General features: G+C 45.9%; 17 protein-coding genes and 1 pseudogene. 1 reads left to right on the top strand and 17 read right to left on the bottom strand.

All coding sequences use genetic code 11. The features are described 5' to 3' along the window. Positions 1–643: 643 nt before the first annotated feature. Positions 644–3,241: an RHS repeat domain-containing protein gene (locus BN6539_RS15620; RefSeq protein WP_067540635.1), complete on the bottom strand. Its 2,598-nt coding sequence runs from the start codon at positions 3,239–3,241 to the stop codon at positions 644–646. 169 nt (positions 3,242–3,410) lie between these two features. Then, a complete protein-coding gene (locus tag BN6539_RS15615; RefSeq protein WP_207645106.1) occupies positions 3,411–5,249 on the bottom strand; it encodes a fibronectin type III domain-containing protein in 1,839 nt (612 codons plus the stop codon). Between the two features lie 567 nt (positions 5,250–5,816). Here BN6539_RS15615 and BN6539_RS15610 point away from each other — a divergent pair. Further along, positions 5,817–6,791 carry an Rpn family recombination-promoting nuclease/putative transposase gene (locus BN6539_RS15610; protein WP_067540629.1) on the top strand — a complete coding sequence of 325 codons (975 nt, stop codon included), beginning with the start codon at positions 5,817–5,819 and terminating at the stop codon, positions 6,789–6,791. 63 nt (positions 6,792–6,854) lie between these two features. On the opposite strand, the gene BN6539_RS15605 is transcribed toward BN6539_RS15610, so the two are convergent. The 15 genes and pseudogenes from BN6539_RS15605 to BN6539_RS15540 all read right to left on the bottom strand — a co-directional run bounded on the left by BN6539_RS15605 (position 6,855) and on the right by BN6539_RS15540 (position 25,066). Continuing rightward, positions 6,855–7,721, bottom strand: coding sequence for a phosphatidylserine decarboxylase (locus BN6539_RS15605; protein ID WP_067540626.1), 867 nt, complete (start codon positions 7,719–7,721; stop codon positions 6,855–6,857). A 13-nt stretch (positions 7,722–7,734) separates the two neighbouring features. Then, positions 7,735–8,382 carry a CDP-alcohol phosphatidyltransferase family protein gene (locus BN6539_RS15600; protein ID WP_067540624.1) on the bottom strand — a complete coding sequence of 216 codons (648 nt, stop codon included), beginning with the start codon at positions 8,380–8,382 and terminating at the stop codon, positions 7,735–7,737. After that, a complete protein-coding gene (locus tag BN6539_RS15595) occupies positions 8,379–9,407 on the bottom strand; it encodes a lysylphosphatidylglycerol synthase transmembrane domain-containing protein (RefSeq protein ID WP_067540621.1) in 1,029 nt (342 codons plus the stop codon). The genes BN6539_RS15600 and BN6539_RS15595 overlap by 4 nt, the downstream gene beginning before the upstream one ends. Next, entirely contained in the window at positions 9,397–10,122 is a 726-nt protein-coding gene (locus BN6539_RS15590) for a phosphatase PAP2 family protein (protein WP_227142503.1), read from the bottom strand. Before BN6539_RS15590 ends, BN6539_RS15595 begins: the two co-directional genes overlap by 11 nt. Before the next feature lie 544 nt (positions 10,123–10,666). Next, a pseudogene (locus tag BN6539_RS23495) lies at positions 10,667–10,738 on the bottom strand (prepilin-type N-terminal cleavage/methylation domain-containing protein); the annotation flags it as partial. A 133-nt stretch (positions 10,739–10,871) separates the two neighbouring features. Continuing rightward, complete coding sequence (locus BN6539_RS15585; RefSeq protein ID WP_067540618.1) at positions 10,872–11,804, bottom strand: DUF1848 domain-containing protein; 933 nt, start codon at positions 11,802–11,804, stop codon at positions 10,872–10,874. Further along, on the bottom strand, positions 11,805–12,803 hold the full coding sequence (locus BN6539_RS15580) for a nucleoid-associated protein (RefSeq protein WP_067540615.1): 999 nt from the start codon (positions 12,801–12,803) through the stop codon (positions 11,805–11,807). 66 nt (positions 12,804–12,869) lie between these two features. Then, a complete protein-coding gene (metA, locus tag BN6539_RS23570; protein ID WP_067540612.1) occupies positions 12,870–15,134 on the bottom strand; it encodes a homoserine O-acetyltransferase MetA in 2,265 nt (754 codons plus the stop codon). Positions 15,135–15,350: 216 nt separating this feature from the next. Next, positions 15,351–16,061 (bottom strand): peptidoglycan-binding protein, encoded by a 711-nt coding sequence (locus BN6539_RS23125; protein WP_067540609.1) that lies wholly within the window; start codon positions 16,059–16,061, stop codon positions 15,351–15,353. Further along, complete coding sequence (locus tag BN6539_RS15565; RefSeq protein ID WP_067540608.1) at positions 16,048–16,431, bottom strand: hypothetical protein; 384 nt, start codon at positions 16,429–16,431, stop codon at positions 16,048–16,050. The genes BN6539_RS23125 and BN6539_RS15565 overlap by 14 nt, the downstream gene beginning before the upstream one ends. Before the next feature lie 20 nt (positions 16,432–16,451). After that, positions 16,452–18,695 carry a DUF859 family phage minor structural protein gene (locus BN6539_RS15560; RefSeq protein WP_067540603.1) on the bottom strand — a complete coding sequence of 748 codons (2,244 nt, stop codon included), beginning with the start codon at positions 18,693–18,695 and terminating at the stop codon, positions 16,452–16,454. After that, the gene (locus BN6539_RS15555; RefSeq protein ID WP_067540601.1) at positions 18,695–21,487 is read right to left on the bottom strand and encodes a hypothetical protein; all 2,793 of its coding nucleotides are present in this window, start codon (positions 21,485–21,487) and stop codon (positions 18,695–18,697) included. Before BN6539_RS15555 ends, BN6539_RS15560 begins: the two co-directional genes overlap by 1 nt. Positions 21,488–21,496: 9 nt before the next feature. Further along, the gene (locus tag BN6539_RS15550) at positions 21,497–21,880 is read right to left on the bottom strand and encodes a hypothetical protein (protein ID WP_067540598.1); all 384 of its coding nucleotides are present in this window, start codon (positions 21,878–21,880) and stop codon (positions 21,497–21,499) included. 13 nt (positions 21,881–21,893) lie between these two features. Then, positions 21,894–23,771: a phage tail protein gene (locus BN6539_RS15545; RefSeq protein ID WP_067540595.1), complete on the bottom strand. Its 1,878-nt coding sequence runs from the start codon at positions 23,769–23,771 to the stop codon at positions 21,894–21,896. Between the two features lie 140 nt (positions 23,772–23,911). Continuing rightward, positions 23,912–25,066 (bottom strand): hypothetical protein, encoded by a 1,155-nt coding sequence (locus BN6539_RS15540; protein ID WP_067540592.1) that lies wholly within the window; start codon positions 25,064–25,066, stop codon positions 23,912–23,914. Positions 25,067–25,086 lie beyond the last annotated feature (20 nt).

Genomic DNA, 25,086 nt, shown 5'->3' with positions numbered 1-25,086 from the left:
CAATGGTTCCTACCTCTCGGCAACGCCGTAAGATCACGGAACCATTATAACAAAAAGTTAAGAAAAATAAAAGTTTCTAAATTTTCAAAAAAGCATTGACATTCGTACAAAGTTGTATTATTATAATGTCAACAGAAAGAAAATACATTATTTACAGATAAAAGTTGTAGTGTATGGTACTTATGAAATCTATAGAAAGGAGCGAGGGAAATGTTAAAGCGTTTTTTAGGACCAGGAGACTCATCGGTGGCAGGACCTTCTGCTTCAGAGAGAATATCACGATAGCCAGAAATTCTAATAGTAATTACTGAAAGGTACGAGGGGCTAGACCCACCTACATAAAACTGGCAGAGACAAGATAGACCAATCTGAAGTAGAAGTTGTACCAGCCAGAAATTCGGTTATTGCTTATAGATGAACAGAAAAGGATTAGTATAAACGTTAATATAGATTAATTAATATTGTCCCTTAAAATTGAATATAAGCATTACTAGAAAGGACTGATTCTTGCGGATCAGTTCTTTTTTCGCGCGTATAGGCTATAAGGTGCGGCTCTTTTCGTGCCGAACTCAATCGTAAATCATGAAAACTGCCGCACAGAGAATTTATCTCTGTGCGGCATCTTATACTGCTTATAATTTACTTATTTTGCTCTGACTTTTTTCAATGTCGTCCAGTTGCTCCAAACCTTGTTACCGTTTTCCAGTGTCTTGTAGGCGCGAACCTGTACGTAGTAGTACACACCACTCTTACGATTTTTGATAGTCGTAGAGGTTTTAGTATACTCATTTTCCTTGTGTGTGATGTACTTATTATAGTACTTATCATTTCTTCCATATTTAACCTGATATTTGGTCGCTCCTTTTACCTTAGTAATGAGCACTTTGACCTCTCCTTTGGAAGGTGAAGTAACTTTGATGACAGGTTTATTTGGTTTGACTGTGACTGTAATCACTTTTGATGCAGGATTGTATCTCGTTGTTCCCTTTGTGGTTACAGTAATCTTTGCAATACCAGTGCCGATGATCTCAACTTCTCCATCACTAGAAACCTTTGCCACAGATGTATCGTTAGATGTGTAAGTGAATCCAGTTCCGTCTCCGTTAGCAGTTGCAGTAATTCTGAAATTGGAACTTGTCGGATATTTAGTATACTTCGTATATTTCGTCTTCACTGTCTGGTCAAGACCTTGGATAGTGAATTCCTTAGTCATACTTCCACTATATTTGCCGATGCCTGTAATCAACACGGTTGCCGTTCCTGCAACGCGGTTGTTGCTATATGTCAGCTTGTAGTCTACATTTCTAGTCAAAGTTGTGTATCCATCTTTAACGGTTACGGTTGGCTCTTTATATAAACCATCGTATTTGTATGTCGTCTGTGACAAAGTGGCAGTACACGTATTGATAGTGTTGCCAGTAATCGTGAAATACACAGTCTGGCTCCCTGTATAACCATTTGTTCCAGTAACCGTTACTGACGCTGTCCCAGCATCTTTGTTGTTCTTGTAAGAAACAATGTAATATGTACTTGGAACCAGGGTACTTCCGTTGTATACCTTAACTGTCGGCGTATGCGCATAACCTGTATACTTGTAGGAAGTCTGTGACAGCTCTACTCTGCAATTTGCCATACTCGTACCGTTAAGAACTACGTTGTAGCCGTAGTAAGAGGAACCTGCATAACTGCCTTTACCACTTAATATGATGGTTACTGATGTCTTTGCAGTATTGTAGTAATATGATGACACATAATAATCCGTACCACGTATCAGCGCTTTGCCCTTTGCATCATAGAACGTAAATTCCGGCATTCGCTCTGCTGTATAGGAAGTTCCCAAATAGCCAGTTGGAATATATGCTAAAGTGGACGATAAGGAAAGTCTTCCATCGGTTATTATCCCTTCTTTTATCTTATACGTTCTTTCAATTTTTCCAGCATAGGTATCTTTGCCTCTGATAATCACTTTATATGTTTTGGCAGCGATAGTGCTAGCTTCCCATTCAACATCATAGTCGGTCCCCGGTCTTAAAAGCTTGTTTCCTAAATTAACTTCAATACTTGGTCTATGAGAAGTTCCGTCATATGGATATTCTGGATATATCGTTGTACTAGTTGTGGGATACTTATCTAAATAAACTGTTGCATTCGAAATGTCAGTGCCGATAGAGTATTGCCTGGTTTCACTTGAGCCATAGTTCCCAATACCAAAAATAATGACCTGCTTTTTCGAGGTATCTGGAGTAACTTCAAAATCCACGCCCTTCTTTAAAACCTTTGATCCATCCATAACATCTACGGTTGGAAAACTTCCTGAAATCGCATTCCCAACCTTTATCGTGCATTCACCAATATTTTTTCTAGCAATTTCAAATGCGTCAGATTTGGATATAGATCCAACATATCCATTTTTTCCAGTTACAATTAGCGTAACCTTACCGGCATTAACGTTGTCGGCACTATACCCGACAGTGTAATATTTCTGATCCAGAGTATCGCTACCCTTCTTTACAACTACATTTGTACAAAGTTTCGGCGTTCCATCATATGTTAGCTTTGATGGTTTAGTAAAGCTCGTAATTGTATAATCAGTTATGCTTGTTCCGCCATAATAGTACAACAATTTGCTTCCTGTATAATTCCCATTGGTTGCCGCTGTAATTTTCACTTCGTTTGAATCAGCTACAGTAGCACTAACATCAATTGTATAATCTTTTGTAACTGTTAAACTGTTATTATTATACGTAAGTATTACTAACTTCTTAATGTCGTCTGCTCTGGTTCCAACAGGCTGTGGCTGGATCGGTGTTGCAATGACATCACTGTCATTAAGGTTTTTAGGCTTAATCGTGAAATTCTTTGTTAGCTCCTTGAGCGGAGCGTCACCATTTGTAACTACTCCGTCACTATTTAGAGTAACCTTCGCAGTATATTCCCCTGCATCTTTCAAGGTTTCTGCCGCAATAGTCTCGCTGCTACCACTCTTTGTATAGGAAACGGTGTAGTCGCTAGATGATACTGTTTTGTTCTCTTTAACAACCGTAACCCCTGGATTAATCGCATTCCCTGTATACGTAGCATTATCATTACTGAATTTGATTTCCGCACCAGTTAAATCTGTTACGGGTGTATCCTGCGCAAACGCCATCCCCGGCATCATGCAGACAATCATCAGAACCGATAGAAGTATCGCTAATGTCTTTTTCATAATCTCTATTCCTTTCTTAATCTTTCTCTTCATTAGAACTAGTTTTCCATAGCCATATTATACCATCTCTTCATACAAATGAATATATATATTATCAAATATTAAGAAAATTTAAGAATTAGCTGCAAAAGAAATAAGTGCCGTAATACAAAGCAAATCATCTGTTTTACTTTATATTACGGCACCTTTATCATAAATTTTTTTATATAACTTTTATCTTCTTCGTAGTCCAGTTGCCATATACTTTTACTCCATCAGAGGTAATTTTATAAGCTCGAACTTTCACGTAATAGTTTTTTCCTTTTTTCAAACCTGCAATTGTAGTCGAAGTTGTTAAGTAACTGTTGTTCACATGCTTGAGATATTTATTTTTGTATTTACCGCTATATCCATATTTAACCTGATATTTAGTAGTACCATTTACCTTTTTAATTTTTACCCTAATTTTACCCTTTGATAAAGCTGTTGTTGTGACCTTTGGTGTTTGGGGTTTCACTGTAATGTAAACATATTTATGTGCAGGATTAAATGCCGAGGTTCCAATGGTTTCAACTTTTATTTTTGCCACACCAGTACCTACAATTGATACTATACCCTTTGCAGATACAATTGCTACAGATGGAGTATCTGAAGTATACTTGAACCCATTACCATCACCAGGAGATTTTGCTGAGAGAACGAAGGCTTTACTACTGAGATATTTCGTATATCTTGTATATTTTGTTGTTACTTTATTGTCTTTGCCTAAAATAGTAAAATCTATTGTCAGCGTACCAGAATATACACCTTTCCCACTAATAATCGCTTTTCCTATACCAGCATTTACATTATTTTCATATCTCACTTCATAATCCACATCCTTAATTAAGGTTATTGATTTTCCATAGATATCTTTCCAAGTAACGTTTGTTGGAACTGGTGTCACAGCTGCTCCAGTATAATTATACTCGTACTTCTGAAAGCTAACTAATGTGTTTTCACCATTTATTTCATTTTTTCCAGTTGTAAATGACTTTGTTATTGGTTTATTGTTAAAATTTTTATAATTTCCTATCAAAGTAATATACGCAACATTATCTTTCACACTCAGCGTATAATCTGCGTATCTCTTTAACAACTTCCCCTTATATTTAATTTCTTCATTTATCACTGTATTTGAAGTAGTCTGGTTCGGAATTGTTATATCAAGATCATAATATGACAAAGAGCATGGTTCAATCGTAAAATAGGTCACAACTGTCCCATTATATTGGTCACTCGTTCCAACATATGTTACTTCAACTGTTGGCTTAGCCGCTGAAACAGGATTTCCAGCATTAACATTATTTTTCCAAGTATATTTAAACATCTGACGATCCAGGGGAGTCGCCGTTTTTATATCTTCATCAAATTTGTATACATTCGGATATGGTTGTTGTGCAGACCCAGTATACTGACATGTAATGTTCGTCGTATCTACAATAAAATTAGGTTCTATTCTATAGTTTTTTTGTATAACACCAGTATAGTTATTTTTTCCTCTAACAATTGCAGTGTATTCGCCAGCTTCTTTTGATTCTGGTAAAACAGTTTCATAATTTACAGCCTCAATAAACTGATTTCCATCTCTAACCTCTACATCTGGAGTTTGTACACGTTTATTATAATAGAACTTTGCTTCGTGTTGGTTAAGCGTAACCATTGCCGAAGTCAAAGATTTAGCTTTGATAGTAACTAGACTTTCTTTTGTTACTTGACTTCCATAAATTCCATTTGTCTCATTTTCGACTGCAGTAATTTTCACTATATAATTACCAGCATTTATCAAGTCCTGTGGCTCAATCTCTAAATTGTCTACATTGCCTTCCTTCACATATTTTATAGTATAATCATTAGGACTGACCAGTTTATTTCCAATCTTGACTTCAATTTCAGGATCAATCACGCTGCCCGTGAAAGTCTGATTATTAGTTCTTACATTAATCGTTGCATCTGCCAAATCTCCATTCGTTGCATTATCTTCTCCCGCAAATGTCATCCCTGGCATCATGCAGATAATCATCAAAACCGACAGAAGTGTCGCTAATGTCTTTTTCATTGTCTCCATACCTTTCTTTATCCTATCTTTCAAAAACTACTTCTCTTAAGCTTTGTCTAATATGCGTTCCCGTAAAACAGAAACGTTATTCACATTGCAATGTATCTATCTTGTAAAAACACCACAAGGTTATAGTCACTATATCTTGGCTATGCCTCTGGAATAGAATCAAAAGTCAAGATTCAATAGTTCCAACTTCTCGACAATGTTATAAGATTACGACACTATTATACCATCTCCCCTAGAAAATGAATATATACATTTATTCGAATATTAGAAAAATTACAAAATTAGTTATCTTATGCAGCGCCCCTGCTTCTCTATTCTTTCATTAGGTGTTTAACAATACACGATCTTTTTGATAGTCACTTTTTTATCTTATCTAAATTTTGTAATTTTTTCCAAACTAATTATAACAGTTACAAACACTTAAGTAAAACTTTTTTAAATTACCCTTGACTTCCCCATACAACTACATTATTGTAAAATATATACAGTTATTTTTTTACATACGAGAGAGGTCTACTGAATATGAAATCCTTATTTGCAAACGATCGGCGGCGTTATTTTAACATCTATGACGACTGGGTCTTCCACTACATCTTTAGCCGCGATACTGAAGAATGCAAGCAGGCCCTTATCGCCGTCCTCAACGTGATCCTGCAGCGAGAAACAGACCCGATCATCGACATCCAGATTAAAGCCCCCGGTTTCTATGGCGACCATGACGACGACAAGGACTCAGTCCTGGACATCAAAGCGCTGACCAGCTCCAACGAGATCATCGATATTGAAGTACAAAACAAAAATCTCAGCTTCTACTGCGACCGCTCCGTCTATTACGGCGGCAGACTGGTGAATTCCGCATTGGAAAAAGGCAAAAAATATGATAAAATGAAAAAAAGCATAGTCATTTCCATCGTCAACGGTACTCTGTTCCCAGAAACTGAAAAGCTACACACGGTCTTTCGGCTGCGAGAGGTGGAGGACGGCATCCAGCTTTCGGATCGGCTGGAACTGCACTTCCTGGAACTGGGCAAAATTTTGCCAAACACCCCTGTGGATCACCTTGATCCAGTGGAAAAGCTAGCAGCTTATCTCAAGTTTGCCGGTGACGAGAAGAAGGAAGACTATATCCAGAATCTGATTCAATCAGGAGGTGACGCAATCAAAATGACAGAACAACTATTCAGAGCCCTGACAGAAGATGAGATTGCCTATGAGAGAAACGAACGAAAACTTAAGTTTGAACTGGACCGCAACACCGAGCTTTCTCTTGCTAAAAAAGAGGGCATTGAGCAGGGGATTGAGCAAGGTGAAGAACTAACCCTAATCAAACTCGTCTGCCGTAAACTGGCCAAAAACAAATCGGTGTCGCAGATTGCTTCGGAGCTCGATGAGGATCCAATCCATATCCATAAGGTCTGTACCGCTGCAAAGGGCTTTGCCCCGAACTACGACATCACGGAAATCTACGAAAAGCTCATGTCATTCCCCAAAAAATAATGAGTAATAACCACAAAAGCTGTGGCCCCAAAAACACTTGGGTGTCACAGCTTTTTTATAGGTCTATTCCGTTTTTTTTCCGATCTTCTCGCCGTATCGGACTTTTGTTTCAATGCCCAGACGACTGTTTTCCAATATATCGTCGTCAATGACAGCCTTATCCTTCTTGAGACAGAGAATGATCGTGGAGCCGCCGAACTCAAAACGCCCCTTCTCTTCTCCCCGCTCCACCATCTTTTCTTCGTGGTAATTTACGATTTTTCCCACCATCAGCGCGCCGACTTCTATCATCATCAGTGTGCCGAAGTTTGCACTCTTTAAAAAGGAAATGCACCTGGTATTCTCCTTGTAAATAGGATAGTGATCGTTTGCTATGGGATTCACCGTGTGGAAGACGCCGTTGATGATGTGATTGCCGCTCTTCTTCCCCCGATCTACATAGCAATATCTGTGATAATCGTCCACGGTCAGACGGAAAAGCAGCAGATACCCGCCTCTGTACTTCTCCGCCAGCTTTTTGCTGCGCGTGAGACTTTCCATCGAATATAGGGTGTTTTTGATGGTAAATTCTGCATCCTCAGTAATCTGATAGGCTGTCAGCTTGCTGTCACAGGGAGCAATTAAATGAGAAGAATCCATATCCACAGGCCGGCGTTCTGCCTTCACTCTGCGTGTAAAGAAATCGTTATAAGAGTCGAAGCGACTCTTCTCATAGTCTTCCAGGGAGATCCCATTGGCTTTGACAAAGGGTTTGATAGCCACGGTAGAAATCTTCCGATCCAGAAACCATCCCCCAGCTTTCGACACAGATGGGCGAATCAGAACCTTCACCATCTGGCGGCCAATCCTGCTGCTGTACAGCTTCTCCAAAAACTTGTCCTGTCCATCATCTGCACCTATAAAGTTGCCTTCTCTATCTTTACATCTCATGAATTCCTCCGGATCACAGTACAAAACCGTTCATCAGCTTATATCTCGAATAGACAAAGGTTATGATAATCGCAATTGCCACAACCGCTACAATCAGCGCCAACACCTTGTTGCTCGGTTTTTTCATCTTAAAATCAGCGATAAACAGTGTCCCTACCGCAAACAGCATGACCATCAAAAGCACCGGGAAGGTGTAAGGCAGAACGAAGTGCAGCAGATACAGCACCGGCAGAATGACGGCAATAGAAGTGATCGGCAATCCGTGATACACTTTTTCGTGCTCCTCTTCAGAGAAGAAGTTGTTTGTCTCCACTACATTAAAGTAAGCCAGTCTGATGACGCCGCAAATACAGTAAAAACCGATCGCCAGCATACCTAAACTTCCCTTTACGCCCATGCAATAACAGAGCAGAGAAGGAAATGCCCCAAAGGCAACTACATCACATAGGGAATCCAACTGGATACCAAACAATTTCTCGTTATCCGTGCGGTCCTTTTTCCGTCTTGCCACTTTGCCATCGAACATATCAAAAAATCCAGACAGCGCCAGACAGAAAATAGCTAGCTTAAAATGTCCATTTGTAGCAAAGGTCATGCCCAATATAGCCGATATCAAGCTCATATAGGTGAGTATCACCGTGTAATTATAAAATCCTATCATTCTTCTTTTCCTCTAAATATCATTAAATATGCAATTGCAGTAAAGACTGCGCTTATAATTAACTGTGTATAATAGCTGATGCCGCGGCTTACAATCATGGCAGGTGTGGTAAGCAGGGCGCCGCAGATCGGTAGAAATATAATTTGGAACAGATGCTCGCTGATACCCATGCCGCCCGGCAGCGGAAGCATATCTACAGCGAGGGAAATCATCGCCTGCAATACGACCACATCTACCATTCCGAGTTGGTCGATACCAAAGGAAAGTAAGACCAGGTATGTGATATAAAACAGACAGCATCTCTGTACAATCGTTATAAGAAGTACATTTAGCATGACCCCTTTATGCGTCTGAAAATATAACGAAGCCTCGTGATATCCATCCATGGCATGATCCAGTTTGCCTTCCAGGGCGTCGACCTTTGGTGACTTGCAGATTTTTTTGACCCAGCGGAAAATCGCCATGACCATCCGCTTTGTCATTTCCGGGCAGAAAACCAGAGCCAGCATGCCGCCAACACAGACGACATTCAGTGCCACTCCCAGGTAAACCCACGGCATCGCCGGCTTCAAAAATTGCATCTCAACGGGAGGTCGTAAAATCATAATTACAAGGCCAAAGAGCACCAGAACCAGCTTGTAAGTAATCGTGACAATCAAAAGTACCATGGTAGACAGGTGGATGGGCAGCTTATCCTTCTTCATAAAGAGAATCTGCGCCGGTTGTCCCCCGCTGGCAGACGGCGTCACCAAACTGAAAAAAAAGCCAACAAAGGAATAAAGAAAGCAATGATTCATGTTCGGTTTCTGACTCAATGAACGCATCAAATAATAAATTATTACTGATTCACTGAGTATAAAGGCGATGACCAGAACGACCCCCACAATCCAGTATCGTGAATCCGCTTCTTTCATATATATCATAATATCAGAAAAATCCTGGTCGTGAAACACATAATACATGGTTGCGCAGAAACAAATCACCAAGAATATGATATTTATCAGTGTCTTTTTCTTATTCTTCATCTATTACTTCTCCAAACACTCTTTGATTAAGCCGGTCAAAGCAGGCCATCAATTTTTGATATCCGTTGGTTCCCATGCTGACTGCAAAACAAATCAGTGCAACAGCGATACCGCCAGCCACGTCTACAATATAATGTTGTTTCGTGAATTGTGTAGAAGCAAAGATCAATATTGCAAATAATAATGTCGACAATTTGTACCACCTGGGAATATCATCACATTTTCTAATTCCCAGATAACACATCAGACTGGCAAGGCAATGAATCGATGGAAACAGGTTGTAGGGCTCATCCATAAAATAAATGAAATCCATCGCCATGTCCAGCAGCCCATCGCCCATGGCATCTGGTCTGATATTGGTAGTTGGAAAAGCTACAAAGATGACGCCGCAGACGACTCTGGCAAGGATATCGGCAAAAACAAACCGATACCAAAATTCTTTGGAATTATGTTTTGAAGTCAAAGCATAGCTAATCACCCAAAAAGGGTAACTGAGAATGTAAATGCTGACCCATTGCGGTACAAAAGGCACTGCCCGATCAAAAGCGGTCGTCAAATCATAATGATACATTCCCGATGCCAAAAGCTGTGTCGCCCAGTAAACCAGACAATTCACAGCAAAGCACGAAATCAAAGAAAAAAACGCATAGCTTGGAATAAACTTCTCCATATGCGCTTGATACCACTCGCTAAATTTATCTGTCTTAATCTGCATAACGTCCCTACCCAAATATCGCTAATTTCTATATAATTATATAGCAGGAGGACGCGCTTTGCAACTATATGACGAAAACCTAAGAAAATCTTAAGAATTTGTCAAGGTTCTAAAATCTGCATTTACGTTTTTAAGGCAAAAAAAGATAGTACCAATTGCTTATTATTATTTCCCTGACTCTTGCTTTCCATACGGATAACCATAAGCCCTACAATACGCAATTGGTACTATCTATTCTGCTGTTCAAACACTTCTGGTGGACTCACCCCTTCCATTACTATTTGCATTAACTTTTCATCCAGCGAACCTGCTTCGTCGCTTTCTCTTTGCTACGTATGCTTTATCGCTTTCTTTAAGTAGAGTATAGCATATTTCTTGCAAAAATCAAGTGTTTTTTTGTAATTTTTAGAATATTCTTTTCTGTTATTTTAAGTGCCCGTTGTATGGTAAACACAGCAATGATGGTCGTTCCAAGTTTGTATGTTTCCTTTCATTCCATAATACTTACGTTCCGTCCTTCGGACAGATAAATTCCGACTTTTCCTTAGCCTGTCTTCCACATCAATAGTATTGCAACGACTACCAGCAGTTCCGCCAAAGTAAACCCTTTCTTATTTCTTCATCGCACACGTTCTCCCACACAGAAATCATAACTTTATGATACGTCTTTGCACCTCACAATCAAAAAAACATTACAGGTCGTCAGCACTTTACAACATACACCCACCCCTATCTTAGATTCACAGCATTTACAGAAAATCAAACGTCACCTGCCGCTGGATCCAGCTTTCCTGTTCGGCAGCTTTGATGATGTCGCCGTCCATAAAATCACCGATCAAAAACGGCGAAAAAGGGTCGTGTTTGCCCATGTTAGATTCCACCGTATCCTGGTCGTAGTTGGCATAGCAATAGAGGCAGCCGTGACCGCAGGTGTTATACGCCCCGATGTCGCTTCCCAGCACGCAGCTGCACTCGCTGCGGGTCATAGCGTTTCCCGGCACTGTCAAAGGCAGTCCGATGGCGCGCTCCAGCACCTCTTTGGTCTGGCAGCCGCCAGTGTCCACACCAAAGACTTCCAGCTCTGCACCTTCTGCACAGGTTTTGATGGCCATGCCGTGCTCTTTTCCGATGGCAGCAAAAGCCTCCCCAATGGCAAAACGCTCCTCCCTGGTTACACTGCGCCCCTCTCGGAAATTGCGTTTCGTCTTGTCATAGAGGTCGAGAAAGCTAATGACGCAGTGGTCGGTATAACCTGCCAGCGCCGCTGCCATCTCTGCAAAGGTTTTCAGATGAAACTCCAGAGAGTATTTTTCCGTAATGAAAATCGGATCATAACGCCAACTGATACGGTTCAGGCCCACCTTCTCTGACAAGCAGCAAAAGCTTTCCATCACCACTTCCTTTGCAGGCACGCGAGGTTCGATATCTCGTCCATAAGGCGTGATGGTCACTGCCCAAAACTGCCGAAAAGCTGAAAGCTGTGCCAGTCCCGGCAGCATGGGAGCCGGATTCTTGGTGCAGAAGCTGATGCAGTCTACGACCTCCGGATCCAGCAGATACCTGGTTACCTGCTGTTGGTTATAGGGGTTGCGGGCAAAGACAAACCCATCTCTGATTCTATTGTAAAACCACTTACTGTAGTAAGCGGGAATATCTGTCCTGTTTCCTGTGTTCAAAATCATTTATCTGTTCACAATCTTTCCTATATTTTTCAATTGGATGGAAATAGTTCCATCAGGGTTGTTGATGAATTCCACATACTTGCTGTTTTCCAGGTAGTCTGTGGGGATTTTGATCTCGATGCCCGTGTCCGTTTTGATCTTGTGGCTGCGGATGCTTTTGACCACCTTTGGATTTTCCACGCTGATTTTAGCGGGGATGTCCACCTCCATGGCCTTCTGTTTAAAGGTCTTCTTCATGACCTCATTGTCATAGAAAACCTCTTCACAGAGATCGGAAGGGGTAAATGGCACGTTTTGCTCCGAATTCTCGATGATGCAGTTCTTTGCGCGGGACACAGCAATGGCGGAATTGGCGCCATATTCGTCTGCCACCTCGCTGGTGATTTTCTTGATCATGCGCACCGTCTCCCTGGCAGAGGGCTGGAAGGTGCACTGCAGAACTTTGTCCGGCAAAACTTCCACGGCTTCGCCGTTGATCTCCCGCTTCTTGTCGCAGAGAGACACCTTGTAATCCTTCATGCTGACGATTGCATAGCAGGAAATCTTCTGGCTGGTGTTCGGCAGCAGGGTAAAATACCGGATAATCTTGTTGGCTACGCCGTCATCTCCGCTTTCCACCTGGTGGGTGTAGGCGGTTTTGTTGGGCAACAGCAGCAAGCCGATGTATTCGTCGTTCTCATCGGTGAACTGACAGACGAGGAAGTCCATGGACTCCGGTTCGTCAGCCTGGGAAATCTGGTCGTAGAGCAAAGTTCCCGCCCCAGTGGAAAACTCCGTAAAGTCGCTGCCGCCGCTGACGTATCTTTCCAGACTTTGCTTGAAAACGCTGTACTCCAGAAATTCTCCTTCTTTCTTTGCCGAGTCTTCTACAATCTTCGTCAGATGCTTTTCTATGAATTCGCCTGTACCATAATCTGTGATGTCCAGCTCCTTCTGCGAAAAGACACAGACGTCAGAGTTGAAATCCAAAATATGTAGTATTGCTTTTTTGATAATCATATTTGTCTCCTAAAAAAGTTATGGAAAACAGTCTCTGTTTCCCATAACTCACATTTTCTTCTGTCGCTATATGCTCGTAAATTCGGTGTAAATGGCCTGAATCGCCGGGATATAATCGCCGCCTGAGACGCCGATGAGCATGTTGATTTTTTCTGAGCCGTGGTCGATCAGGTTGATATTGATCTTCCTGTTTGCCAGCGCACCCAGCACCTTTACGGCGATGGCCGGCGAAGTGCCCAGTTCCCTGCCCACGATGGCAATCATGGCGATGTCGTGGGTCACGGCGAGGCGGTTCGGTTTGATGACCTTCTCTATTTCTGCTGTCAGCTCTGCTTCACGATCCTTTACATCGGACTCGTGGACGATGATGTTCAACGCATCGATGCCGGACAAAATGTTTTTGATGGTAACGCCCCGCCTTGCAAAGAGGTCCAGCAGTTCTCTTCTGATCTGCGGATTCTCTCCCAGCTTATCCTTTTCTACGACGATGGTAGTATAGCCGGTCTTCCCGGAAATGCCGGAAATCGAGAGATTAGACTGATAGTAGTCCGCGTTCTTTACGATCAAAGTGCCGTTGTTCTCCGGTTCATTGGTATTTCTGATATTGATCGGAATCTCCAGTTTGATGACCGGGAAGATGGTGTCTTCGTGCATGACCGCAGCGCCCATGTAAGACAGTTCCCTCAGCTCTTTGTATGTGATGACCGGCACGCTAAGAGGATGATCCACAATTCTCGGGTCCGCCATGAGCAGCCCAGAGACGTCTGTCCAGTTTTCGTAGATGTCTGCACCCGCCACCGCCGCTACGATGGCGCCCGTAATATCGGAGCCTCCTCTGGAGAAGGTTTTGATGGCGCCCGCAGGTGTCGTCCCATAAAACCCCGGAATGACGGCGTATGGATGTTCTGCCATCAAGCCGCCCAGGACTTCCCTGGTCTTCGCCTCGTCAAATTTGCCTTCTTCATCTAAGTAGATGGCGCCCAGGGCATCTATGAATTCAAACCCAAGATACGCGGCCAAAATCTTCCCATTCAGGTACTCGCCGCGGCTGATGATGTAGTCCTTCTTTGATGGATCGGTAAGGGCCTCCGTAATCTGTGCAAATTCAGCGTCGATGTCGATTGCAACCTGCAGGCGTCTGACCATAGCCTTATACCTGGCCTGGATCTTCAGCAGAAATTCCTCTGCTTCCGCCCCGCGTTTTTCGGCACAAGCAATCAGAAGGTCGGTCACCTTGTCGTCGTCCTTGGTCCGTTTTCCCGGCGCTGAGACGACGATATATTTTCTTTCCGGTTCCGCTTTGATGATCTCGGCGCATTTCTTGAACTGCTCCGCATCGGCCAGGGAAGTGCCGCCGAACTTTGCCACTTTGATGTTGACGTCTTTCTCCTGGAAAATGTCGGCGTGGTTCTCTTTTTCAATCTGATTGAGGTCATAAGTCGTCGTCTGATATACGAAATAGTTGAGCCAGTTGCAGTACAAAAGGTTTGCCGATGACCTCCATTTGACGACCGGTTCCTTTGTGTCGTCATCGCCGGGAAAATAATTGCATGGAATCTCCGGATTGATCCCAGCATTCTTGTCACGCAAATACTCCTTCTGCAGGGTATCGGCGTCATATTCGGAATGGCCCATGATGAAGATCTGCCGGTCGTTCTCACTTTTGACGGCATAAATCCCAGCCTCTTCGGAGCTGGCGATAATCTTCAGTTCTGGCACCGCTTCCACGTCCTCACGGTCTACCGTGGTATTTCTCGAATGAGGGACGTAGAATTCATCGTCAAAGCCACGGAACAGCATACCCTTCTTGTAATCCAAGGTATGTTTATATACGCCTGACATCTTCTTTGGCAAAGTTCTCTTCTGTATGCCGTAGTGGTAGTAGAGTCCTGCCTGGGCGCCCCAGCAGATGTGAAAGGTGCTGTGGACGTGGCGCTTGGACCACTCCATGATTTCGCACAGCTCATCCCAGTATTCCACCTCTTCAAATTCCATCAGTTCCACTGGCGCGCCAGTGATGATCAGTCCGTCGTAGAACTTGTGCTTGATCTGATCAAAGGTCTTATAGAATGCGATCATGTGCTCCTCTGAGGTGTTCTTTGACTTATGGCTGCTGACCTGCAGCAGTTCCAGTTCCACCTGCAGCGGCGTGTTCCCCAGCAGTCTGGTCAGCTGGGTCTCCGTGTCGATCTTGGTGGGCATCAGGTTCAGAATCAAAATCTGAAGGGGTCTGATATCCTGGCTCATTGCCCGGGTATCCGTCATCACGAATACGTTTTCTTCTGTCAGCGTCTTCACCGCCGGCAGATTGTTTGGTACTTTAATTGGCATATGTAAAATCTCCTATTCCATTGGATTTTAGGATTCGTCCGATACTCGACCTAATATTACTATTATGCGATAAAACGCGGTGGGTTTCAAGTTTTTTTCTGTAATATTTCGTACTGGATTTCGCGTTGAAAGTGCAGATTGCCTTTGTACCCCCTGGCGCTCGAAAGATTGTAAGCGAATGCTGTAACCTGCAATCAAGCTCCCCCTCACCTGCGCTTATTTCACATCCACATGGACTGCGCCAAAGCCCGTATAGGAATAATTGACTTCCGGCTGCGCCTGGAACCACTTGACCAACGCAGCGTTGTTTGCTGCCGTGCCTACAATCCACACGTCAGCGGCTTTTCCCTCCAGGTGCTTTGACACAGGTGAAGAGCCTGCAAGCTCAGCGTTTCGTTTCTTGCAGCGGAGACCAGAGGTAATCTGCATCGCTTTTCCGTAATGGGTTCTGGCCTTTTCCAAGAGCTCCACCAAATCCACATCTATCTCAGCGGGATAGCCGTCACAGTATTTGCCATTGCAGTCACACTTGAACTCCGCCTTCTCGAAATACTTCACTTCACTCCAGTTTACTTCAGCGTCAGCTTGCGGCGCTACGGACAAATTCATCTTTCTCAGTGTCTGCGTGCCGATGATGCCGTCTGCCGTCAGTCCGTTTTTCTTCTGAAAGCGCTTCACTGCGCTGATGGTATCGGGACCGATGATGCCGTCTGCTGTGGCACCTGCCGCTTTCTGACACTGCTTTACTACAGATACCAGTTTCCCATCGGTCTTTGTGCCGTAAATGCCATCCTGAACTAATCCATACTCCTTTTGAAACTTCTTTACCGCCGTCTTCGTCAGCGTTCCGACGATGCCGTCGATTTCCCCTGTGTAATAATTCTTGTAATACTTCAGATTTTTCTGCATCTGTTTATTGGTCAGCATTGCGTCCACTCCTTTCTCTCAGCGCTCTGATGCGCTGCTGCTTTTCCATGGCCTCCTGGTCCAGCTTATCGATATCTCTGTCGTAAGCCTGTCCCAAGCGGCTGCAGCGCTGGTACTCCATGACCTGTCTGTCGTACTGCTCAAACCAGGCCATCAATTCTGCCAGTTCTTCTCGATCAGAGGCACCCTCTCGCCTGGCACGCTGTCTGCTCTCGTCAAAAGTCAAGGTGTCCTCTTCGATTTTCCAGCAGTCAAAGCTTTCCTCGTCAAAATCCTCCGGCACCCTGCCTCGATACAGCACCCCTCCGGGGAGCACTGTATCAAAGGAATAGGCGCAGAGATATCCGTTTTCATCTAATTGATAATACATACTCTATACCTCCATATTTTTTAATCTGTAGTGATGCTGATGGCCTTCCATATGACGGAAAAGGCCGTGGTGTTGGTACGGTTGACAAAGATGTCACAGCCGTCCGCCGTATTGTTGTTGAAAGAGACGCCCTTTACCACAGAGCCGATGACGCCGGTTCTCGGCGTTACGGTGACGAAAGGCGCCTCCGTAAAGAAATTGGATTTGTAGGACAGTGCCGTCGCAACCGGCGTGTTGGTTTCTGACACCTTGACGGTGATGGTTCCCCAATTCATCCGCAGTATATAGGCGCCCAGGTTCATCTCTACGAAATTGCTGCCCTGCTGCGTGACCACCGGCACCCTGCCTGCGCCGACGGTGATGGGGCTGCCGTCAGGCATCTGCAGACTTCCCGACAAGATCAAACTGCCCAGAGCCGGCTCCACGCAAAGCCTGCCGGACGTATCGGTGTAGATGCCAGAAACTTGATCGTCTGCACCGATCAGCTCCAGCCCGCCTTTCACCGACAGGCCTGCTTTCTCGCTGGAGGCGTCAAGCTCCGACGCATCAGGTTTGCAGTTGATACCCACGTGATAGTTGTCGTTGTTTCGTTTCAGGTACATGCCGATCATGCCAGAGTTGACCACCACGTCTGTCATGTAAGATTTCAGGCAGTCGCTGACCTGGGCGTGGATTTCATAGGCCGCGTCGGTATCAAAGCCGCCTGCCGTGCCCGAATCCAAATCTGCAATCCGTTCAAAGCCTCCGCCCGAAGCGATGGGGATATTGCTCAGGGTGAAAGGACCATATACGGTGCTCGTTCCCGATTTTTTCACTGTGTAGGTGATTTTCAGCCCATTGGACTGCAAGCCGAAGTTCCCCTTCCAAGCCGTGCCTTTCACATGCATCTTCACGGCAGTATCAAAACCATTTTCACGGTAGATGCGGCACTCCGCCACCTTCAGAGAGGTGTAATCGATAAAATTTTCGTCGCTGATGGCGTAGTGACACAGCTTCGTATTTCCGCGGCTGTCCATAATCAGCAGTTCGATGATTTTTCCCGTACCTCCGGTCAGTTCCAGAGTCAGATCCCCGGAAGCCGGAATTTCGGTCAGCTCTTTGGATTGGCTGCCCATGGTCACCTGATATTTTACGATGGACGCCTGATAGAGCGCCTCAGCCTTTGACGCCGCTGGAATGGAAAGGCGCAGTGTGCCCGCCCCATTGATGAATTTTGCGATGCTTCCCGTAAGCGCCGTGTCCAGGAAGGTGCAGACGGTGCTGTTTTGATCAAAGGAAACCACTCTGTAGCTGTCTGGCAGTCTGACGGTAAAATCCATGGTCTCAGGCTGCCCCACGGTGATGCCTGCATAGCTTGCCGTCATGGTCACCAGGCAGGACGCTTCGTTGACATTACCAGGCATGTTCACAGCAAAACTTTCTCCGACAGGCAGCACGCCCGCAGACGAAATCAGTGAAACAGACCCTTCAAACCCTGCAAACTGGTAATTTGCCGAGTAGCTGTAGAGATCCGAGGGGTTTTCCACCGCTACGCCCTGGCTTTCGCCGATCAAAACCGACGACTTTGACAGCATCAGTTCTCCAGGAGATGCCGCAGTAATAGTGCCGGAGTAGGAAGTGCTTCCGATTTCCGTATTTCCCGACCTGGTAGTCAGAACGATGGTGCACGCCTTAGAGAGACTGCCGTCCAAAGCTGCAAAGATACTGCTCTGATAGCTCTCCGAAGAAAAGGTCACCTTCTCTCCATAACCTTTCGCCTCCCGGACCACATTGCCACCCACTTTGATGGCGATATCGTGGACATAGTCCGCAGAATATCTGTTGATGTTGACGGTAAAAGGCTGGCCTGCCGCAATGTCCACAGAACCGGAAATGTAAGACAGCCTTTTTATGGTGTCCAAGGTCACCGTCTTGCTGGCCGAATAGGTGCCCGCAATGGTAGTCCCCGAATTTTTAAAAGACGTGCTGATGGTGATCTTCTTTGTTCCGTCACTGTCGTGATTCACCCTGACCCCCGTCTTCGAGGTCATCAGCACATAAGAGGAACCTAAGGTCGCATTTTTGCTGAAACTGTAACTGGTCCCGTTGATGGTCAGCTTCCCTGAAAAGTCGCCCCAGGACGTATATCCATCGGTCTTTTTCAGATAGACGTACGCGCTGACCAGGGAATAGTTGTTTGTCGCCGAACTGGCTTCGCTGGTCCATTTGATATAACCCGCCACTGTCGATTTGGGCGTGTCCAGTGTAATTGTGCCGTTTGCCATTATAAATCCACCTCCGAATCACTGTTGATAATCCAAGCAGCCATCTGCTTGTCACTAAAAGAAATCATTCTCACTCTTCCCGCCGCAACCTGTTCTCTGGCGATCAAAGACTTGGCTTCCACTCCGTCCTTGGTATATTGCGCCGCTACGTCCTCTGTCTGGTCGGTTTCCTCATTTTCGATGTTGATCACCCTGGTTCCGGCTGAGTCGATGACCGTCTTGGTCTTTGCGTTTTCCTGCCTGATGGTGATGCCGAACTGGGACATGGTCATTGTGGCGGAATCCACTTCTCCCGGGCAGGCTGACCAGGTGGTCTGACTGCCTTCGTTTAGTAAAAGGTCGCCTATGACAAAGCTGCCGTTTTCGGAACGCAGCCTGATGGTAAAGTCCCCGGCTATATCACTTTCGGTCACAGCAAAGGCGGCCTCATATTTCTGCCAGCTTCCGCCGCTGCCTCCCGCGTCGATCTGCGCCAGGATATTTCCTGATCCGCTGATCAACTGCAGGCTGCCGTAGCAGTCATTGTGCTTGATGACGGCGGACAGTGTATAGGAGACGCCGGCAGTCAGCCTGATCGGCGCTGCCACAGCGTCCGACTCCAGCGCAGCTCCCGCGGGCAGAGAAAAGGCTCTGCCAGAGATCAAATTGATCTTCTGCTCCTCTCCGTTCAGTCTCTCAATGTCTCCAGCAGGAATCCAGCCCTGCAGGCCGTAAGCGCCTACGGAGTTACAGATTTTGTTGGTTCCGCCGCTCTGGCTGACCTGCATTTTGATGGCCTCCGAAATGTCTTCGCTGTCGATATCCAGAGAAGCTGAGTTGATTTTCTGCTCGCCTGCATTGATGCCGGCAACAATTTTCTCGATGACCTGACTGTCGATTTTCAGCTTGCTGCCGGCGATGCTCTCCGCCTGAATGTAGGAGCCGACGATTTCTCCGTCCTGGGTCACCGCCGTGCCGTAAGGCCCGTTATAGCCGTTGCTGCTGTAGCCCAGGCCGCCCTGATTCCACCTCCAGACCTTCTTTGCCGTTCGGATGTCGTCCGTATCCATGATCAAAATCTCCGCAGGACCCCTGTCATTTTCGTTGATCACCACATAGCCGCCGCTCTGCCCTGTAATCCTGCTGGTGGCTTTGAGAATGGTTTCCTGCAGAGAGGTGTAGACCCTCGTCAGCTTCTTGTCTGTCGGTCCGTCTCCGGCCGATGAGAAATTGGCCGAGGTTTCGTTTTCTCCCTTGGCCGCAAGCTGGCTGCTGAGACCTCCGCTGAGTTTCAGGTTCTGTGCCATGATGTAAAAGCGCGCGCGGCTTCCGTCCGCTTTTTCCGCCATGACAATGTCGCCGCTTTCGAGAGCGGGGTTGCCCCGCCACTTCAGTTCTCCCGGAAGGTAATGGATTCGATAGTCACTGACCTTCTCTTTGGTCAGCGTCATTTCTGTGCCGCCCGCCATGCCGTAAATCGGCTCTGCAGAGGTATCGGTCAGATAGAGTTCTCCCGCCTCTCTATCAATCATAGAGACGACGACAGTGCCCTGGCCGGAAACTCTCAGAAGATCGTTTTTCTCGATGGAGGCGAGATCCCCGTCGGTGACAAGCCATTGTTTTTTGATGGCAAAGCTGGCTGTCAGATCCTCTGGCAGTGACAATTCCTCATCCTGCCCCTCCTCGGTTTCTTCAAGGGTAAAGGTGAACTGGCTCTTTTCCTCATCAACACCTTCCACCATGATGTTTCTGGTATATGCGGTCTGTTCCAGTTCGTAGGTCATCTCCATCAGTGTGCCCGGATGGACTTTTGACAGATCCGTACAGCGAAAAGCGACCAGAGATTGGTTATAGGTTCCGGTCAGCGCATGGTTCGTATCCAGTTCCCCGCTGTAAGACACCTGCAGCGTCGCAATGGTCTCTGCCGTGTCCATGTCGGCCACTCTCTCCTGCCAGATGGATTCCATGATCGTTTCCGTCATGTACGGATTTTCAAATGCCAGTTCCAGACCGCTGGTTCCCTTTCCTCTGGTATAGGTTCTCTCCCCGTCAGAGCAGATGAGAGAGGTCACCGTGACCGGGCTTGCCGTAGAAGGGATGAACTCATGGAGATACTGATTCTGTCGATCTATGACCACTTCCATTGCAGGCTCCTGGTACCAATAGAACTGCAGTCTTCCCAGCCGGTCAAAGCGCACATTGCAGCCCATGAGCCCTGCGGCAAAGCCCAACATCTGTCTTTCGGTATAGCCTTCTCTGAACTCCGGTAAAAGGTATTCCTTGTACACGTTGTCCGGGTGGAGGCCGATCCCTTTGCTCGCCGCGATCTTTGATACCAGATCCTCGATCGTCATGGGGTACCCTTCGTCCATTGTGAAGGGTTCTTCCAGAAGACAGGCGCCGTCGTAAGCGGTCAGCGTCAGATTTTGATAGTCGTTCTTGGTGCTTGCCTCTGTGACATAGAATACGCCGAGGGGAACGTATTCGTAGTCCCCATCGGTCAAAAGGCCGCTGTAGGCTTTGATCATCACATGGTCATAGTCGATATCCTTCGGCGCGTCGATCAGTTCCACCGTCAGCTTTGCAGAACAAAAACTGCCCATGGAAATGCGGTCGTCTGCTGCGGATGTCTCTTCCAGGGTCATGGACACCAGATGGTCTGCTCCTGTCAGAACGGCAACCTCCTGCACCGGTCTCTGTCCCGTCTCGTCAGGGGCCGCGCCGGCAATTGGCTGACAGAAGACCGCTTTGATGATAAATTTTCTGTCGTAGGATTTGATCGCGTCCTGATATTTTTCTGTTATGTTTTGCATGGGTCCACCTTACCTTTCTACCAGCGTGGCCGCAAGCCCCGTCCACAGCCACTGATCGGTCTTTGCATCGAAGCGGTACAATGGCGTCTGCTTTGATGTAACGTAGAAGACAGAGGTCTCTCGTTTTCCGGTCAGCGCATCGGGGTACTCCACCTCAAAAAAGTTGTCGTTGAGGCAGGAGAGAAGATTTTTCATCTTCTCTCCCTCCATGGCTGCCCAGGAGCAGCTCAGCTGCCTCTTCTGAGAAATTCTGTCCTTAAACGTCTCCCCCATCTGGTTTCTGCCGTTGCCGTCCTCACTGTCGAGATCCGTCAGGCTCCACTGCAGGGACACAGGGTTCTCCACCTCCGTCCACTGGTCAGCTCCGATTTTTTTTATTCTTAAAATATTCATGTATACTCCTCCTTTACACCAGCAGCGGTGATGTGCCGGTCTGCTTTACGATGCCGTTATGATAGTTTACAACCTGTCTGCCGATTTCTTTGCCGTCCAGCTTGTTGACGATCTGGAAGGTGTAGCTTCCGTCGCTGCCGGACATGGCGGCTCTGACGGCCTCATATACGCCTTTGGATACGGACGTCACTATCTGGTCGTTGTTCATGACAGCGGCTCTGCTGCCAAAGCTGCCCACCAGCTCAGGTCCCGCCTCTCTGGCTACGAACATCTGTCCTGCATCCACCAGGCCGCCTGCTGCCAGGCGCGGAATGCTCAGCTTTGATATGAGTCCGATACTGACGCCGGGAATCTTGTTGATCAGCTTGATGGCGCTGTTGATGGCGCTGATAAAGCCGTTGATGGTGTTCTGGGCAAAACCAATGATGGAATTGACCACTTTCTTGAACGCGCCACCGATGGCATTGCCGATGCTGGTTCCGATGTTGGTAAAGGTCTTTTTGATGGTGTTCCAGATGCCGCTGAAAAAGCTGCCCACGCCGGAAAAGACGTTTTTGACTGCCGTCCATGCCGCCGAGAACTTGGATTTGAAGAAGCTGCTGACGCTGCTGAACACCTTGGAAATCCCCTTCCAGATGCCGCTGAAAAAGTCCACCGCAGCATCAAATGCATTGGAAATCCCCTTCCATGCGGAGCGGAAAATTTTGCCGAACCACTCTGCCGCGCTGGCAAATGCTTCTTTGATGCCGCTCCATATTCCCGCAAAGAACTCTACCACCACGGAGAAGATGTCGCGGATCACGTCCCAGGCTGCCGAGAAGATGGCGGTAACGCCGTCCCACATCTCGCTGACGCCGCTGGAAATCCGATTGCCGTCTCCGGTGAAGAAGCCGACGATGACGTCGATGATGCCGCTGACAATGTCGATGATGCCGCTGATGATTTCGGTAATGGTCTCGATGGTTCCTGAAATAAATTCCGAGATGGATTCTCCGTGTTCCATCCACAGTTCTGTCAAAAAATCAAAAACGCCGGACACGATCTCTGAGATCAGTTCTGCCGCTTCGGCTATACAGTCTATGATGTTGAGTGCACCTTCCAAAATAGCATCGACTAGTGGCGGCGTCTCGCCGCTGTCTTCCCCAAACAGGGCTTCCTTCAGTCTGCCAAAGGCTTCGATGACCGGCTCAAAGGCCTCCGTCACCTTTGACCATGCCGTTTCTATCTTTTCTCTGAATTCTTCGTTGGACTCCATCAGATGCTTGAAGGCTGCCACCAGTCCAGCCACAGCGGCAACTGCCAGAGCAATGCCCGCGATGAGGCCTCCGGACAAAAGCTTTCCAGCCGTTGAACCGATAGAACCTGCATGGGTGGAAAGGGTGTTCCCCAACTTGCCCATGGCTTCACTCATGGTCTCAGGGAGGTTTTTGATGGATTCCTTTAGGTCAGAGAAGCTGAAGTTGGAGATGGTTTCTTTGAGGTCGTCGAAATGACCCTTGGCGTTGGTAGCAAAGAAACTAATCTTATCTTTTAAGCCGCTAAATTTTTCACGACCAGAGTCGCAGAAACTTCCCAGAATTTTTTTAACACTTGTAGTTCTATTTGATAAGCCCGAAAAACTCACACCTATTTTCTCCACGTTGTTGGTTACACTTTGGCTAAAGCTTTCAATAGGTTTACTATCTACAATTTTCTTTGAGAAATCTCCAGCCCATTTGTGAAGCACCGCAAATGTTCCCTGAAGTTCCGACGCTGCAGTCACCAGAGTTCCCAGTGTACCGATAAAGTCCGCTAAACTATCATTTGCTAGCCCTGCCACTTGGCTGATACCTTCTAATCCTTTTCCTATTTGATCTAATTCTTTTGATAATTCACTTTTATTATCACTCATAATTTTTCTCCTTTCGATTTTAATTGAATTGTATAATTACTTTCTTAATCCACGCATAGGCATCACCTCCTTCTTTTTCCATTTAAAAAGCACCAGTACTATGACTGATGCTACTGGTAGTATATTTATTTTGTTATCAGCTACAACCCCAGCTCCTCAAAGGTGTAGGATGTAAGCAGTTCTTTTCTATCCTCTTTTAATTTGTCGTAAGTATATAACAGGACAAATCCAGCCTTCTCTATACCCAGTCTTTCCCTCAGCAGCAGGCAGGTGAGCATGTTTACACCACCAACCTCGTCCTCTGCCATTCTGACGGTTTTCCTCAGTTCACGAAGTCCCGTCAATGACAAGTCTTCTGCCGATTGGACGCCGTGTTTCAGTTCTTCTAGCTGCCGGTCGGTTTGTTCCTCACATTCCTTCATTACCCTGAGCCCTTCCTCCACCGCCTTTTCATCAGCGATGAACTGGATGTACCGCCTCGTCATCGCCTTCGACTTCTCTGACAGTTCTTCTTTGGAAAGCTTTTCCCCTTCAATTTCCTTCACAGGGTTTATGAACACTTCCCTGCTCAGGTTATCGGCAAATATCCTCGCCTGGGTGATGTCCCCCCACTCGCCGATCTTCTCTGCAGTCTTGCACAAGGATTCTCCCAATCTTCCCATCCATGCACGTTTCTGCCTGTAATATGCCAACTCTGCTTCGTAGGTCTGCATACAGTTTGCAATCAATTTCTGTTCTTCAGGGGAAAAATATTTATCTTTTGTGGAATCGTAATCTCTGGCATAATTCCAGCTATCGTTATAATGCTTATTTTCCGCTCCTGAAACAGACTTTGGGTTGCTTGCCCTCATCATATTCCAACTAATATATGCTTCCTTTTCGAACAGTTTACTCTTCTGTTTTATCTCTACTGTATCCTCTGGATCATAGGTATACTTTTCCATGGCCTCCTTTAGATCCTCGTTAAGCATCTTCTTGATCCGCTGGATTTCTTTTTCAATGGCAACAGTATCTCTGTCAACTCCAGAGGGGAACAACTCATCAATTATCTTTCTTTGAAATGCCGTTATATTTCCCAAGAACATTTCTGGACTTCCCCCGCATTTAGCCAACCGTTCCATATCGCGCTTGAGAATACCCTTATGCTCTTCTATTTTATCTCTGATTTTTCCCTTCTTTCGTTCATTCTCTTCTTTCTCTAGTTTCAAATAATTTTTCTCGATTTCATTTAACCAAACCTTGATATGTTTACCATAACTGTCAATCTGCTTCTCTGTCTTCTTATCATCACTCATGAAAATTCCCCTCCTCGTTT

It is taken from the genome of Emergencia timonensis, assembly GCF_900086585.1.
GTDB classification, from domain to species: domain Bacteria; phylum Bacillota; class Clostridia; order Peptostreptococcales; family Anaerovoracaceae; genus Senimuribacter; species Senimuribacter timonensis.
Note: the sequence above shows the minus strand (reverse complement) of the source record. Positions and strands in the feature narration are given on the sequence as shown.

What these genes read in the sequence shown, in the direction of transcription:
- BN6539_RS15580 (WP_067540615.1), bottom strand. Translation starts at nt 12,803, where the DNA reads ATGATTATCAAAAAAGCAATACTACATATTTTGGATTTCAACTCTGAC.
- BN6539_RS15550 (WP_067540598.1), bottom strand. Translation starts at nt 21,880, where the DNA reads ATGAATATTTTAAGAATAAAAAAAATCGGAGCTGACCAGTGGACGGAG.
- BN6539_RS15595 (WP_067540621.1), bottom strand. Translation starts at nt 9,407, where the DNA reads ATGAAGAATAAGAAAAAGACACTGATAAATATCATATTCTTGGTGATT.
- BN6539_RS15600 (WP_067540624.1), bottom strand. Translation starts at nt 8,382, where the DNA reads ATGATAGGATTTTATAATTACACGGTGATACTCACCTATATGAGCTTG.
- BN6539_RS15545 (WP_067540595.1), bottom strand. Translation starts at nt 23,771, where the DNA reads ATGAGTGATAATAAAAGTGAATTATCAAAAGAATTAGATCAAATAGGA.
- BN6539_RS15585 (WP_067540618.1), bottom strand. Translation starts at nt 11,804, where the DNA reads ATGATTTTGAACACAGGAAACAGGACAGATATTCCCGCTTACTACAGT.
- BN6539_RS15540 (WP_067540592.1), bottom strand. Translation starts at nt 25,066, where the DNA reads ATGAGTGATGATAAGAAGACAGAGAAGCAGATTGACAGTTATGGTAAA.
- BN6539_RS15620 (WP_067540635.1), bottom strand. Translation starts at nt 3,241, where the DNA reads ATGAAGAGAAAGATTAAGAAAGGAATAGAGATTATGAAAAAGACATTA.
- metA (WP_067540612.1), bottom strand. Translation starts at nt 15,134, where the DNA reads ATGCCAATTAAAGTACCAAACAATCTGCCGGCGGTGAAGACGCTGACA.
- BN6539_RS15610 (WP_067540629.1), top strand. Translation starts at nt 5,817, where the DNA reads ATGAAATCCTTATTTGCAAACGATCGGCGGCGTTATTTTAACATCTAT.
- BN6539_RS15590 (WP_227142503.1), bottom strand. Translation starts at nt 10,122, where the DNA reads ATGCAGATTAAGACAGATAAATTTAGCGAGTGGTATCAAGCGCATATG.
- BN6539_RS15555 (WP_067540601.1), bottom strand. Translation starts at nt 21,487, where the DNA reads ATGCAAAACATAACAGAAAAATATCAGGACGCGATCAAATCCTACGAC.
- BN6539_RS15605 (WP_067540626.1), bottom strand. Translation starts at nt 7,721, where the DNA reads ATGAGATGTAAAGATAGAGAAGGCAACTTTATAGGTGCAGATGATGGA.
- BN6539_RS15615 (WP_207645106.1), bottom strand. Translation starts at nt 5,249, where the DNA reads ATGATTATCTGCATGATGCCAGGGATGACATTTGCGGGAGAAGATAAT.
- BN6539_RS15565 (WP_067540608.1), bottom strand. Translation starts at nt 16,431, where the DNA reads ATGTATTATCAATTAGATGAAAACGGATATCTCTGCGCCTATTCCTTT.
- BN6539_RS23125 (WP_067540609.1), bottom strand. Translation starts at nt 16,061, where the DNA reads ATGCTGACCAATAAACAGATGCAGAAAAATCTGAAGTATTACAAGAAT.
- BN6539_RS15560 (WP_067540603.1), bottom strand. Translation starts at nt 18,695, where the DNA reads ATGGCAAACGGCACAATTACACTGGACACGCCCAAATCGACAGTGGCG.